The following is a 14101-nucleotide window of genomic DNA, read 5'->3' as shown; positions in this document are numbered from 1 at the left end:
AGCTCAGGCGGTCGGCGTTGCGCCGAGCACGCGCTGGATGTCGGGCTTCATCTGCTGCAGCTGCTGGCCCCAGTAGTTCCACTGGTGGGTGCCGTTGGCCGGGAAGTTGAACACCCCGTTGGTGCCACCGTCGGCCAGGTAGGTGTCACGGAACGTCTTGTTGGTCCGCAACGTGAACCCTTCGAGGAACTTGGCATTGAACAGGTTGCCTGTGCTGGTGCCGGCATCCAGGTCCGACGGCTTACCGTCGCCGCAGTAGATCCAGATGCGGGTGTTGTTGTCGATCAGCTTCTGGATGTTGACCAACGGGTCGTTGCGCTTCCAGGCGCTGTTCGGGTCTTCGGTCGGACCCCACATGTCGTTGGCCTTGAATCCGCCGGCATCACCCATCGAAACGTTGACCAGCATCGGCCACCAGCCCTCGGACAGGTTCAGGAAGCCCGACAGCGCCGCGGCGTACGGGAACTGCTCGGGGTGCCAGATCGCCAGGGTCAGCGCGGCCGAACCGGCCATTGACAACCCGACGGCCGCACTGCCAGTCGGCTTGACCGCCTTGTTGGCGGCCAGATACGCGGGCAGCTCCTGGGTCAGGAACGTCTCCCACTTGTAGGTCTGGCAACCGGCCTTGCCGCACGCCGGCTTGTACCAGTCGGAGTAGAAGCTGGACTGGCCACCGACGGGCATGATCACCGAGAGGCCGGAGTTGTAGTACCACTCAAACGCCGGGGTGTTGATATCCCAACCGTTGAAGTCGTCCTGCGCCCGCAAACCGTCGAGCAGGTAGACCGCCGGAGAGTTGGGGCCGCCGCTCTGGAACTGGACGCGGATATCGCGTCCCATGCCGGCGGACGGCACATCGAGGTACTCGACCGGAAGACCCGGCTTGGAGAATGCTCCTGCCGTTGCGGAGCCGCCGACGACGCCGATCAGGCCGGGCAGCACGGCGGCAGCCGCGGCAGCGACCGTCAGCCGGCGCAGCCAAACGCCACGCAACTTCTCAACGAACTTCATTTACTTCCATCCTTTTTTGGGTGCCGCACCGCATGCGATCAAGGGCAGCCGTGCCCTGTCAGTCAACCACATGTGGCCTGATCGTTCTTCTTCGACAGATGTCATCGTGACCCCTTCTCACCGGCTGATTGTGGCGATGAGGTCGGGTTTCAGTGCCGCCAACTGCGCTCCCCAATACGGCCACGAATGGTTGCCGGAAGCCGGGAATTCGAACGTCGCGTTGGTGCCCCCGGCCGCGGTGTAGGCGGCCTGGAAATCCTTGTTGCTCTTGATCGCCATCGATTCCAGGCTGGTCGCACTGAGCGCCTGGCCCGGGTCGGCGCCGGAATCCAGATCGGTCTGACCGCCAGGTGCGCAGTAGATCCACAGCCGGGTGCCGTTATGGGCGATGGTGGCGGCTTGCAGCAACGGGTCGTTGCGCTTCCACGAGGGGTCCCACGGTGCGCCCCACATGTTGTCGACGTTGTAGCCGCCGGCGTCGAGCATGGCCACCCGGATGGCCTGCTGCATCAGCAGGGCCGAGGGGTTGAGGAAGCCGGACAGCGAGGCCGCGTAGATGAACTGCTGCGGATGGTAGGCCGACAGGATCAGTGCGGCGCCACCAGACATCGACAGCCCGACCACACCATTACCGGTCGTGGAGACCTGCTTGTTGGCGGCCAGCCACTGTGGCAGCTCGCTGGTGAGGAATGTTTCCCACTTATACGTATAAGGCTGCTTGTTGAAACTCGACGGCGAGTACCAGTCGCTGTAGAAGCTCGACTGCCCGCCTACGGGCATCACCACCGACACACCCGTGCCGTAAAACCACTCGAACGCCGGGGTGTTGATATCCCAGCCGTTGTAGTCGTCCTGGGCGCGCAGACCGTCGAGCAGATAAACAGCTTTCGACGCGCTGCCGGTGCCCTGGAACTGCACACGAATGTTGCGGTTCATCGACGGCGAGTACACGTCGAGGTACTCCACCGGAAGGCCGTCCCGCGAGAACGCGTTCGCGCTCGGGGTCACTGCGACGCCTGTTGCCAGCGCGGCCAGCAGTAGGGCGGCGGTGAGGGACGCTCTCACAGCACGAACCATCGGTTGCTCAACTCATTCGTTCACGGCACGGCGCAACCGCTGTCGACACTGACATTGGTTCGCCAAGCGCTGTCACACTTGACTGTGTATCGCCGCGATCTGACCGCAGCGTTACCGGCTAGAGCCCGGCTGGCAAACAAAACTACCGCGCGGCCGATGAAATCGTGAAACGTGCGGCGCTAAACCCGACGGCGGTGAGACATCGACCACAGTCCACGCGGGTTCCCCGACCTGCGATGCGTGTAACAGCTTGCACTCGGCCCACTTTGGCCCCACACCCGAGAAAAATGACGCGTCGGCCAGCCGGACACCGGGCGAGGCTAGGGACCCGTCGCGGGCAGGCCGGTATATGGCGTCCCCTTCAACGGGGGCTCCGGTAGGCCGCACCGCTGCAACTCGTACTGCGGCACGCGATCGATGCGATAGCGGGTGAATTCGAGCGCGTGCAGAACGTTTGACACGAATCGGCGGATCCCCAGCGGGCCCCGGATGGAGTTCAGCATCGCGTCAGTCTCCGGGCAGCCCAGGGCCACCCCGGCTTCGGTGATCCAACCCTCGTCCAGGTAGGGCGGGACGTACGGATGCTCCTTGAGCCAGGGCCCCTCGGCAACGGCCCAGTCCGGGAAGAGGTTCTTGTCGTGACCGATACGACCGTCGTCCAGACGCGCGGTATGCGCCGCGATCGGATTCGCCAGACCGATCTGGTCGATCACCCTGACGTTCAGCCCGACGTTCATGCCGAGCATCCCGAGGTTGGTGAAAAACACTGTGTGCGGAGCTATTTGGCGACGCCAGGTATCCATCGAGACACCGGGCGGGGGAGGTGGCGGTGGGTAGGCCGGCACCACATCCCACACGTCATAGTTTCCCGACGGCAGCAACAGCGCACCGTCGGGCGTGTTGTTGATCGCGGTCAGGACCGCGCGCATTCGCGGGTAGTCCAAGTAGTCGGCGGCAGTCAGCGGATGCGCGTGACCGGTGGCCTGTGAGTAGAACCGGCGCTCGTCGACGATGCCCGAATAGGTGACCCAGGTGGCGTCGCGACCCATGCCCGGCGAGTTCGCCGCCCACAGCGACCAGCCGACCACGCCCAGCCACAGTGCGGCGGTCGCGCCGGCCAGCACCACGCCCCGGTCCCGCGCGGATGCGATGGTGTCGGGCAGCACGACGGGGATCACCGAGATCGGAGCCAGCAGGCAGAACACCGGCGTCAGCAATACCCGGCCGTGCATGAAATCGCCGCCTTGCCGGATCCAGTACAGCGCCTGCACCAGACCACTGACGAGCATGAAAACAACCACGGCCGTGGGAGTTTGGATCCGGCTGGCTAGTCGGCCCGACTTGCCGGGCAGTGGCGCGGGGCGACCGGTGTTGCGCGCCGCGTACAGCACCCCGCCGAGCGCGATCAACAACAGCGCCGCCAGCCACAGCGCGTAGGGCGCATTGAAGTTGGACAGGTAGATCAGGCCCTGCGCCCACTTGTCACCGGTGGCGTCCTTGGCCAACGCGGTCTGCGGGAAAAGCAACCCGTAGTAACCCATCCGGAAGATCTGGTAACCCACCGGGAGCAATCCGCCGGCGACCACGATGAGCAGCCGACTGAGCCAGCCGCTGGCGGCCACGAGCATCATCACCAACGCCACTCCACCGACCAAGGCGAGCTCGGGCCGGACCAACACGCTCAACCCAGCGACAAATGCCAGCGCTGCGGTGAAAACGGGGCCACTGCCCTGGCGCCGGGGCGCTTGCGACCAGGCGACCATCATCCACCACAGCAGGCCTATCCAGGCGAGCACCAGGCCGTTCTCCAGACCTGAGGTGGCGAAGTCACGGGCGGGTGGGATCGCGATGTAGACCAGGGCACCGGCCGGCAGCAGGACGGCCCGCCGCCCCTGCAGACCGGGCGCGAATAGCCGTGCGGTGCCGAGCATTACGAGCACGACACCGGCGACGGACAAGCTCAGCGCCAGCGCCAGCGCGACATATTCCAGTCGTATCGGTCCCCCGACGACCCCGCCGAAATAGGTAAGGAATGTCCACAACGTCGACGTGTTGGACTCCACCCGCTCGCCGGCGTTGAACACCGGCCCATTGCCGGCCAGCAGATTGCGCACCGTTCGCAATACGATCAAACCGTCGTCGGCGATCCAGCGTCGCTGCCAGGCCCCCCAGGCCCACAACGCGGCGACGAGCACGACACTGAGCCACAGGCTGACGCGGGTCAGCGGGCGCAGCGGGAACGCCCGCGCCCAAGGCAGTTTCAGCGGCCCGGCCTCGGCCGGGCCTGATTCAGGAGTCAGTAGCTCAACTGAAGGCGATCGCTGCAACGACCGTTCCGATCATCACCAATCCCAGCAGCTGCAACACCCGGTCCCCCAGCACGATCTCCTCGGGTTCACCGGCAAGCCCGCCATCGACGTCGATCGCATACCGCAGGATGCCCATCGTGAACGGCACGATAGAGACCGCCCACCACGATCCGGTACTACCGTCGCGCTCAAAGGCAAACAGGCCGTAGCAGAGAACCACCGCCGTCGCCGACAGAGTCCAGACAAACCTCAGATAGGAACTGGTGTAGCTCTCCAGTGATTTGCGGATCTTGGCGCCGGTGCGCTCGGCGAGTTGCAGTTCGGCGTAGCGCTTGCCCGCCGCCATGAACAACGCACCAAACGCCATCACGAGCAGGAACCATTGCGACAGCGGAATGCCGGCAGCCACACCACCGGCGATGGCCCGGATCAGGAAGCCTGAGGACACGATGCAGATATCCAGCACCGCTTGGTGTTTCAGGCCGAAGCAGTAGGCCAACTGGATGCCGATGTAGATGCCCATCACCAGGGCCAGCTGTGGTGTCAGCCACCAGGAGATGCCCAGCGATGCGACGGCGAGCACCACGGCGATGCCGTACGCCAGACCGACCGGCAGCACCCCGGCGGCGATCGGCCGGTACCGCTTGGTCGGATGGGCGCGGTCGGCCTCGACATCGCGTGCATCGTTGATGAGATAGATCGAGGACGCAGCCAGACAGAAGACCACGAACGCGATCGACACCTTGAATCCGACGTCGACGTAGTCGTAGTGCATGTCCCGGCCCAGTGCCGCCAGCGGGGCGACCAGCACGAGCAGGTTCTTGACCCACTGGCGGGGGCGAATGGCCTTGATGATCCCGGTGAACAGATTGCTCGGCGGTCCGGCGACCTGCTTCGTTCCCTCACTCATGGGCGCTCACTTCGGCGTCTCCTTCTCACGCGAGGCAAAACAGCCGGCTGTCCGCGCGACAACGGCGCCGACCGCTGCCCCGGCGAGTACGTCGGTCGGGTAGTGCACGCCGAGTACCAGCCGCGACAGGGCCATCGCGGGCACCACTGCCAGCGGCAGCCGTGAACGGGTGGCCCGGGACAGCAGCATAGCCGCGGCGGTTGTGGAGGTGGCGTGAGCGGAGGGAAAGCTCAGCGCGCTCGGCGTGCCGACGTTGACCGCGACCGCCGGATGGTTGGGGCGCTCGCGTCGTACCACCAACTTGATCGCGATCGCGGCAGCATGCGCGGCCACCGCGCCGACGCCCACGAGCACCCAGTCGCGCCGGCGTTTCGGCATGGTCAGCGCGCCGAGCGCCGAGATCGCCACCCAGCCCTGGGCATGCTCACCGAAGTGTGACATCGACCGCGCCACCCCGATCACCGCGGGCGTACCCAGCCTCGACTGGATGGCGACCAGGGCAGCGACTTCACCGCTCGCGGGCGGTGCGACCGGTTCCGGCACGCTGCCGTCAGGCATTGGTCGAGGAATTCTCGAGCAGCACCGTTTCCCACTTCTCTTTACTGGCCAGTACCGGCAGCGCCTTCCGATAGACCCTGCGCATGCGGTTGAACTTGCGGGCCAGTTGCACCTGACGACGCGTCGAATCACGCAGCAGCGCGAACATCTTCGCGCGGTCGCGTTGCCGGTAGACCACACCCCGCCCGTCGGCCGTTGTCACGGTGACACCGTCGACACGGCAGAGCGAGAACCATCGGGCGTCCTGCGTCGCGACGTTGATCTGGGGGCGCTCGTGATGCACTGGATCGTGCCGCTTGAGCTGATGGGCCACACCGCGGGCGAGCCGCAACGAGATCGACAGCGGGTTGGTCGGGATGCTCACTTTCTTACGCCACCGCTTATCCGACGGGGTGGGCAGCGCAGTCGCGCTAGGCAGCACGACGGCATCCGGGTACTGCTCCCGCATGTGACGCACCTCGGGCAGCGCGGCCTCCAGGATTGAGAAGATGTGTTCCGGCCCGGCGAGGAAGTCGTCCATCGCTTTGTTCTGGATTGCGACAGTCGAATACTCCAGGCACAGAAGATGTTTGAGCGTCGCCTTGAGGTGGCTGCCGATCAGCCCGGCGATGCCACCGTCCCAGTGCATGGCGGCGACCACCAACCTGTTGCGCAGGTGGAAGTACGCCTGCCAGTCGATCGCATCGTCCTTGTCGCTCCAGGCCATGTGCCAGATCGCGGCGCCGGGGAGCGTGACCGTCGGGTAGCCGTGTTCGCCGGCGCGCAGCCCGTACTCCACGTCGTCCCACTTGATGAACAGCGGAACCGGCTGCCCGAGTTCCTCGGCGACGCTGCGCGGGATCATGCACATCCACCAGCCGTTGAAGTCGACGTCGATGCGCCGGTGCAACAGCCGGCTGCGGTATTCCTCTTCGTCGTTGAGCGGGTACTTGGCGAAGTTGTGGTCATATTCGGTGTTGACCGCGCCAGTCCACATGAAGTTCGCGGAGTCGACCATCTCACCCATGACGTGCAGATGCGAGGGCTCCTGCAGGTTGAGCATCTGCCCGCCGACCAGGGTCGGCGACTTGGCAAACCGGTTGAGCGCCAACGCCCGCAGCACCGAGTCGGGCTCGATGCGGATGTCGTCGTCCATGAACAGGATCTGTTCGCAGTCGGTGTTTTTCAGCGCCTCGTACATCACCCGGCTGTAGCCGCCGGATCCTCCGAGGTTGGGTTGGTTGTGGACGGTCAGCCGATTTCCGAGCCGTTGCGCCGCCGACGGGAAGTCGGGGTGTCCGCTGGCCTTGTTGGTGCCTTGGTCAGCAACGATGACCGCACTGATCACGTTGTCTACCAAGGGATCCGAGGTCAGCGCCGCTAGGGCGTTGACACAGTCCGCCGGCCGATTGAAGGTCGGGATCCCCACGGCCACGCTGGCCCGGCCCGGCGCGGCCACGGGCGCATGCCAGCCCGCACTGTGCACGGTGACCGTGGTATCGGTGGTGATGTCGAACCAGATCCAGCCGCCGTCTTCGAAGGGGTCGAGCCCGATCTCGAACTCCGCAGCGGTCGGCGTCGTCGCGTCCGGGCTGCTGACTTCGGTGCCGCCGACGGTGATTCGGGCGCCGGTGGCCTTGGACCGGTATACGTCGACCCGTGCCGATCCGGTCAGTTCCACACGCAGTACCACCGACTCCAGCGTCGACCAGCGCCGCCAGTAACTGGCCGGGAAGGCGTTGAAGTACGTCGCGAACGACACTTCGGACTCCCCGCCGATCTCCAGCGTGGTGCGGGTCGGCGCATGCGCCCGGCGTGCGTTGGTGTCCGACTCTTCGATGTAGAGCTTGCGCACATCGAGCGGCTCGCCCGGCCGCGGGAGGATCACCCGGGCCAGCAGGCTGGCCGCCTTGGATTGGCCATCCGCGATCGGACCGGACGGAATGTCGCTCATGCTGTGCTGCTTTCGGTCAACGGCGCGCCATCGCGCAGGTGCGGCGCAAGGATGTTGTCGTACATGTTCAGCGCGCTGGCGATCGCCATGTGCATGTCCAGGTACTGGTAAGTGCCCAGCCTGCCACCGAAGAGGACCTTTGCCGAGGAGGTCTCGTCCTTGGCCCGGGACCGATAGGCAGCCAGCACCGCGCGGTCGGCTTCGGTGTTGATCGGGTAGTACGGCTCGTCGTCGTCGGTGGCGAATCTGGAGTATTCGCGCATGATGACCGTCTTGTCGGTCGGGTAGTCCCGCTCCGGGTGGAAGTGCCGGAACTCGTGGATGCGGGTGTAGGGCACATCGAGGTCGTTGTAGTTCATCACCGGGGTGCCTTGAAAATCCCCGCAGTCACTCAAAACTTCCAGCTCGAAATCCAGGGTGCGCCAGCCCAGCCGGCCGTCGGCGTAGTCGAAGTAGCGATCCAGCGGGCCGGTATATACAACCGGAGCTGACGGGGACCTTTGGCGCAGTGCGTCGCGGACGTCGAACCAGTCGGTGTCCAACTGGACCTCGATGCGGTCGTCGGCGGCCATGTTCTCCAGCCACTTCGTGTAGCCCTCGACCGGCAGACCCTCATAGGTGTCGTTGAAGTAGCGATTGTCGAAGTTGTAACGGACCGGCAGACGACCGATGACGGCAGCGGGAAGGTCGACGGGGTCGGTCTGCCACTGCTTGGCGGTGTAGCCCTTGACGAACGCCTCGTAGAGCGGGCGGCCGATCAGCGAGATCGCCTTCTCCTCGAGGTTGACGGCCTCGTCGGTCGTGAACTCAGCGGCTTGCTCCTTGATCAGCTGGCGCGCCTCGTCTGGGGTGAAGTACTTGCCGAAGAACTGGGCGACCAAGCCCAGTCCCATCGGGAACTGGTAAGCCTGCCCGCCGTGCATCGCGAACACCCGGTGCTGGTATCCGGTGAAGTCGGTGAACTGCCTGACGTAGTCCCACACCTTCGTATTGGAGGTATGGAACAGATGCGCGCCGTACTTGTGGATCTCGATGCCGGTCTGCGGCTCGGGCTCGGAATAGGCGTTGCCGCCGATATGCGACCGGCGTTCGACGACCAGTACCCGCTTGCCGAGCTGGCTGGCCGCCCGCTCGGCGACGGTCAGTCCGAAGAAACCGGAGCCGACGACGAAGAGGTCGAAGGAACCCGGAGCGACCCGGGAATCAGAACCGGCGGGCAGGAGCGGAGCGACCCGGGGATTAGAACCGGCGGGCAGGAGCGGAGCGACCCGGGAATTAGAAGAGCTCATCGGGGCCTAGGTTATCGGACTCGGACGGTGTGACCCGCATCGCAAGCCGGGGTGGGGGCCGGAATTCACCTGGGCTCGCACCGAAAGCAGGTCGCAATTGGCTCACGATTCCGCATCGTCACTTCAGTCACAACAGTCCCACTCGTACCATCGATCACGTTGGCTTCGGATCCGGCGCACGGCCGCTTCCGGACCTTACGAATTAGTCAGACACGAACGTTGTCTAGATATTGAGGAGACTTCCGTGCCTAACAGCCGTCGACGCAAGCTCTCGACAGCCATGAGCGCAGTCGCCGCATTGGCCGTCGCAAGTCCTATTGCCGCTATTGGCGTGGTCGAATTGACCGCTACCCCGCAGAAGGCACCCGAACAGCGCGAGTTCGTCCGCGCCGCGGTGGTGACCGACCTGCCGAACGAGTTGATGTCCGCGCTGCAGCAAGGTCTGTCGCAGTTCGGGATCAACCTGCCACCGTTGCCGACGGGCTTGAGCCCGGCCGGAGCTCAACCGGCGCAGGCCGGCCCGACGCTGACTACGCCGAGCCTGACCACGTCCGGCCTCACCACGCCGAGCCTGACCACGCCGGGGCTCACCACGCCCAGCCTGACCACGCCCAGCCTCACCACACCGGGCCTGACCACGCCGGGGCTCACCACGCCCAGCCTGACCACCCCAGGCCTGACCACACCGAGCGTCAGCACGCCCGGTCTGACCACGCCCAGCCTGACCACGCCGGGGCTCACCACGCCCGGTCTGACCACTTCGGGGGCCACCGTGCCGTCGGCTTCGGCCTCGCTGACCGATCCTGGGCTCACCAACCCGGCGCTGACCACTCCTTCGCTCGGCACCAGCACCCCGTCGTTGTCGACCCCCGGGCTGACCAGCCCGTCGGCGACCGGCCTCGGCGTGTCGAACGAACAGCCGATCAGCGCGGCGCTGGGGCCGGCAAACGGAACGTATCCGATCCTCGGGGATCCCTCGCTGGCCATGCCCAGCACGTCGGCCGGGTCCGGCGGGATCATCAGCGATCTGAGCAGCGCCGCCAACCAGCTTGGCGTCGGGCAGGCAATCGACCTGCTCAAAGGCGTAGTCATGCCGTCGATTACCCAGGCGATTCAAGGCGCCTCGACGGCGGCCGCCGCTGCACCCGCGGCAGCGGCAGCTCCGGCGGGTTAACGAAGACCTGCGTCGGAACGGCACCGCAGGGTGGGTCAGGCCGCTAGGTCAGTGAACCCGGAGAGGCCCCTGCGGTGCCGTTGCAGGTCTCAACCATCACTTTCTTCACACTGGTCCGTGTCGAAACAGTGGTATCAGGGGGCACATACGTAACATCGCCTTGTGCCGTCCCGTCGACCCGCGCCGTCGATCGTGTTCACCGCAATCGCGGCGACCGTCGTCATCCTGCCGTGGGCGGTCACCGGGGTACCGGGCTCGGACCACAAGGACGGCCCCAGCGCCGCTGACACCGTGCTATCCCAGCAACCGCTCACCGGACTGGGCGGCGGCCAGACGATCCGCGAAATCAGCCAGACCACGCCGTTCTCGATGGTGGCGCTGACCGGCACCGACCTCACCGGAACGTCGGCGCGGGTGCGCGCCAAGCGGCCCGACGGCAGCTGGGGTCCGTGGTACGACGCGGAAACCCTCGAATCCAACGCCGACGACACCCAGCACGGCGGACCACGCGGCACCGACCCGGTGTTCGTGGGCACCACGACTTCGGTACAGATCGCGGTCACCCGGCCGGCCAACGCACCGGTCACCAGCGCACCACCCGAGACCGGCCTCGACGCAGGCAAGGAACTCGGCTACGTGCCCGCCACCGCCGAGCAGCCATTCGCCCAGAACATCTCGGCCGTGCTGATCACCCCGCCGAAGGCGCCCGTCGACTCGCAGTGGCAGCCGCCGACAGCCGCCTTGGGACCGGGTCAGCCGCCGAACATCATCAGCCGCGCCCAGTGGGGCGCCGACGATCATATGCGCTGCGGTAATACTATCTACGGCAACGGAATTCGTGCGGCGGTGGTACACCACACCGCAGGCAGCAACGATTACGCCCCGGAGGACTCCGCGTCCATCGTTCGGTCGATCTACGCGTATCACACCCGCACCCTGGGCTGGTGCGACATCGCCTACAACGCCCTGGTGGACAAGTACGGCCAAGTCTTCGAAGGCCGGGCCGGCGGCATCACCAAAGACGTACTCGGTTCGCACACAGGTGGATTCAACCGCGACGTGTGGGGCGTGTCGATGATCGGCGACTTCGAAGACGTGCCGCCGACCGACATCCTGATCCGCACGGTCGGCAGGCTGCTCGGCTGGCGCTTGGGCCTGGACCGGGTCAACCCACTGGGCACCGTAAACCTGACCTCAGCCGGGGGCGACTACACCTTCGTTCCCGCTGGGGCGACTCCCACGTTGCCGACGATCTTCGCCCACCGCGACGTCGGCAACACCGAGTGTCCGGGCAATGCAGGTTATGCCGCACTCGGTCAAATCCGAGACATCGCAGCACGATTCAACCGGCCACCCGACCTCGTCGAATCGCTGCGCGGCGGGGCGATCTTCGCCAAGTGGCAAGCCATGGGCGGCAAGGACGGACCACTCGGGGAACCGACGTCCCCCGAGGCCGCTGCCGACGGCCCCACACGGTACGTGACGTTCGAGCACGGAGCGATCTATTGGTCGCCGACCACCGAGGCGCAGCCACTGACCGGGGCGATCTATGAGGCGTGGGCATCGCTGGGTTACGAGCGCGGCGCGCTGGGCCTGCCAACCAGTGGCGAGATCCAGGAACCCGAATGGATCGTGCAGAACTTCCAGCACGGCACCCTGAACTTCGACCGGCAGACCCACAATGTCTTGCGGGTGGTCGACGCGCTGACACTGGTGATGCCACCGCCGCCGCCCGACGGGCCGCCGGTGCAGTTGGAGCGGTTCAGCCGCGCAGCGAACCCGGTGCTGGAAGCACCCGCGAGCTAACGCCCCTCAGAGCCACCAGCGTTCGAGAACGCGCGCCAATCCGTCGTCGGTATTGGTTGCGGCCACCTCGTTGGCAGCGGCAATCGCATCCGGATGAGCATTGCCCATCGCGACCCCGTGGCCCGCCCAAAGCAGCATCGGCACATCGTTGGGCATATCACCGAACGCGACGACATCCTCGGCGGTAATACCCAGCGGCCGCGCAACCTCTTCGACGCCCGTCGCCTTGCTGGTTCCGAGGGGATTGATCTCGATCAGCCCGTTATTGGTGGAGTAGGTGATATCACCCTGCATCCCAATGTGTTTGGCAAGCTCGACGGCCATATCCGAACTGCGCGCGCCGGCCTTGCGGATCAGCAGCTTCACCGCCGGCGCGCTGAGCAGATCCTCGATCGAGACCTCGGTGTTGTCGGGATTGAGCCAGGCGTGCTCGTACCCCGGCGAACTGACGAACTGCGGCGTCGCCGAGTCGTGCGCGCTGCGGCCGACCCGCTCGACGGCAAGACCCACCCCCGGAATCGTGCGGGTGGCGATCTCAGCGAGCTCGGTGAGCACGTCGACGGCCAAGGTGCGCGCGGAGACAATGCGGTCCTGGTCGGCGTCGTAGATGACCGCGCCGTTGGCGCACACCGCCATCGGGGCGAAACCCAGCGCCTCGACGACCGGCGGCACCCACCGTGGCGGGCGGCCCGTCGCCAACACGAACTGAACACCGGCGTCGACCGCGGCCCACACGGCCTGGCGGGTGCGCGGCGTAATGCGCTCGTCGTCGTCGAGCAGCGTGCCGTCCACATCGGTGGCGATCAGGGCCGGCAACATCAGTGGTGCTCCCCGGTGCGGCGCGCGCGTTCAGCCAGCTCAGCCTCGTCGCGTCTGTTGGCCTCGTCCACACTCGGAGCTCCGCCACCGAGGACTTCAGGAACCCAATACTCGCCGCGCGGATGCGGATATACCAGCTGCGCTTCCAGCGCCATCCGCGCAGCTCCGCTCGTGAAGCCCTTCAGGGCGAAGGACCGGATGCGGCGCTTGCGCCGACGGGTGCCCAGCGCAGCAGGCAGGCAGTCGACGTAGCTGGTGTGGTTGATCGCGATCACGGCACCACCGCGCGTAGGAATGTTCTCAGCTCCCTCGAAGGTGATCTTGGTCCCCGCCGCCCTCACCGCCATCGGGGCGACAATCTCCAGGGTGCGGAAAACGGGTTCCATGACAGCTACCCCGCTGGCCCCGGCGGATCACCGCGCTGCGCTCGTTTGGCCGCCTTCTCGGCGGCTTCGGCCGCTTCCATCACAGCGGCTTCCGCCAGCGTCGGCGCGCCGCCGCCCAGCCGGTGCGGCACCCAGAATTCGCCTGCCGGATGGCCGTAGCTGTCTTGTACGCGTTCGAGGAGGTGCTGCATTCTCGAGTGCAGCAAGGCGGTGAGCTCATTGGCCGGCAGCGTCGGCGCGATGGGCTCACCCACCGCGATCGAGATCGGCACCTTGGGCCGCCACATCTTGCGCGGATGACCCTTGGTCCAGATGCGCTGGGCGCCCCACACAATGTGCGGGATGATCGGCACGTCAGCGGCGATCGCCATCCGCGCCGCGCCCGACTTGAACTCCTTGAGTTCGAAGCTGCGGCTGATCGTCGCCTCGGGATACACGCCCACCAACTCGCCGGCCTTCAGGGCCTGGCAGGCCGCGTCGAAGGAGGCGGCACCGTTGTCCCGGTCCACCGGGATGTGCCGCAAGCTGCGCATGATGGGGCCGGTGATCGAGGCGTCGAACACCTCTCGCTTGGCCATGAACCGCACCTTGCGGCCGCGGTGCTGCAGATAGGTGGGCAGGCCAGCGAAGGTGAAGTCGAAATAACTGGTGTGGTTGATGGCGATGACGGCCCCGCCGGTGACGGGCAGGTTCTCGACCCCGGTCACAGTGAACTTCAGTCCCTGGACCCGCCAGGTCAGGCGGGCGAGCTGGATGACAGTCCCGTATACCGGTTCCACAGCGGTCAGCCTAGCCCGCTGACAATGCCGCCCGCCCGCGGACCGTGATC

General features: G+C 65.9%; 12 protein-coding genes. 2 read left to right on the top strand and 10 right to left on the bottom strand.

From position 1 onward, the window contains the following. Positions 1-3: 3 nt before the first annotated feature. The 7 genes from G6N38_RS12160 to glf all read right to left on the bottom strand — a co-directional run bounded on the left by G6N38_RS12160 (position 4) and on the right by glf (position 9087). Entirely contained in the window at positions 4-1011 is a 1008-nt protein-coding gene (locus G6N38_RS12160) for an esterase family protein (RefSeq protein WP_163747752.1), read from the bottom strand. Between the two features lie 117 nt (positions 1012-1128). Beyond that, positions 1129-2088, bottom strand: coding sequence for an esterase family protein (locus G6N38_RS12155; protein ID WP_163747751.1), 960 nt, complete (start codon positions 2086-2088; stop codon positions 1129-1131). Positions 2089-2408: 320 nt separating this feature from the next. After that, positions 2409-4415, bottom strand: a complete 2007-nt coding sequence (gene zomB, locus G6N38_RS12150) for a terminal beta-(1->2)-arabinofuranosyltransferase (protein ID WP_407662967.1) — start codon at positions 4413-4415, stop codon at positions 2409-2411. Continuing rightward, positions 4393-5307, bottom strand: coding sequence for a decaprenyl-phosphate phosphoribosyltransferase (locus G6N38_RS12145; RefSeq protein WP_163747750.1), 915 nt, complete (start codon positions 5305-5307; stop codon positions 4393-4395). The genes zomB and G6N38_RS12145 overlap by 23 nt, the downstream gene beginning before the upstream one ends. Positions 5308-5313: 6 nt before the next feature. Next, positions 5314-5865: a phosphatase PAP2 family protein gene (locus tag G6N38_RS12140; protein ID WP_163747749.1), complete on the bottom strand. Its 552-nt coding sequence runs from the start codon at positions 5863-5865 to the stop codon at positions 5314-5316. Continuing rightward, on the bottom strand, positions 5858-7798 hold the full coding sequence (locus tag G6N38_RS12135; RefSeq protein WP_163747748.1) for a glycosyltransferase: 1941 nt from the start codon (positions 7796-7798) through the stop codon (positions 5858-5860). The genes G6N38_RS12140 and G6N38_RS12135 overlap by 8 nt, the downstream gene beginning before the upstream one ends. Beyond that, a complete protein-coding gene (gene glf, locus G6N38_RS12130; RefSeq protein WP_246227883.1) occupies positions 7795-9087 on the bottom strand; it encodes a UDP-galactopyranose mutase in 1293 nt (430 codons plus the stop codon). The genes G6N38_RS12135 and glf overlap by 4 nt, the downstream gene beginning before the upstream one ends. 244 nt (positions 9088-9331) lie before the next feature. Here glf and G6N38_RS12125 point away from each other — a divergent pair, with 244 nt between their 5' ends. Both G6N38_RS12125 and G6N38_RS12120 read left to right on the top strand, forming a co-directional pair. Beyond that, positions 9332-10261 carry a hypothetical protein gene (locus G6N38_RS12125; protein WP_163747747.1) on the top strand — a complete coding sequence of 310 codons (930 nt, stop codon included), beginning with the start codon at positions 9332-9334 and terminating at the stop codon, positions 10259-10261. Positions 10262-10423: 162 nt separating this feature from the next. After that, positions 10424-12067 (top strand): N-acetylmuramoyl-L-alanine amidase, encoded by a 1644-nt coding sequence (locus G6N38_RS12120; protein ID WP_163747746.1) that lies wholly within the window; start codon positions 10424-10426, stop codon positions 12065-12067. Positions 12068-12073: 6 nt separating this feature from the next. Here the strand turns inward: G6N38_RS12120 and G6N38_RS12115 are convergent, their stop codons facing one another. Genes G6N38_RS12115 through G6N38_RS12105 form a run of 3 tightly spaced genes read right to left on the bottom strand, consistent with a single transcriptional unit; the run spans position 12074 to position 14051 of the window. Next, a complete protein-coding gene (locus G6N38_RS12115) occupies positions 12074-12886 on the bottom strand; it encodes an HAD family hydrolase (protein WP_163747745.1) in 813 nt (270 codons plus the stop codon). Further along, positions 12886-13272, bottom strand: a complete 387-nt coding sequence (locus G6N38_RS12110; protein ID WP_163747744.1) for a 1-acyl-sn-glycerol-3-phosphate acyltransferase — start codon at positions 13270-13272, stop codon at positions 12886-12888. Before G6N38_RS12110 ends, G6N38_RS12115 begins: the two co-directional genes overlap by 1 nt. A gap of 5 nt (positions 13273-13277) precedes the next feature. After that, complete coding sequence (locus G6N38_RS12105) at positions 13278-14051, bottom strand: lysophospholipid acyltransferase family protein (protein ID WP_163747743.1); 774 nt, start codon at positions 14049-14051, stop codon at positions 13278-13280. Positions 14052-14101: the final 50 nt, after the last annotated feature.

Origin of the sequence: Mycolicibacterium helvum, from assembly GCF_010731895.1 — a bacterium.
GTDB lineage: Bacteria > Actinomycetota > Actinomycetes > Mycobacteriales > Mycobacteriaceae > Mycobacterium > Mycobacterium helvum.
This window is presented reverse-complemented; position numbering and strand designations above follow the sequence as displayed.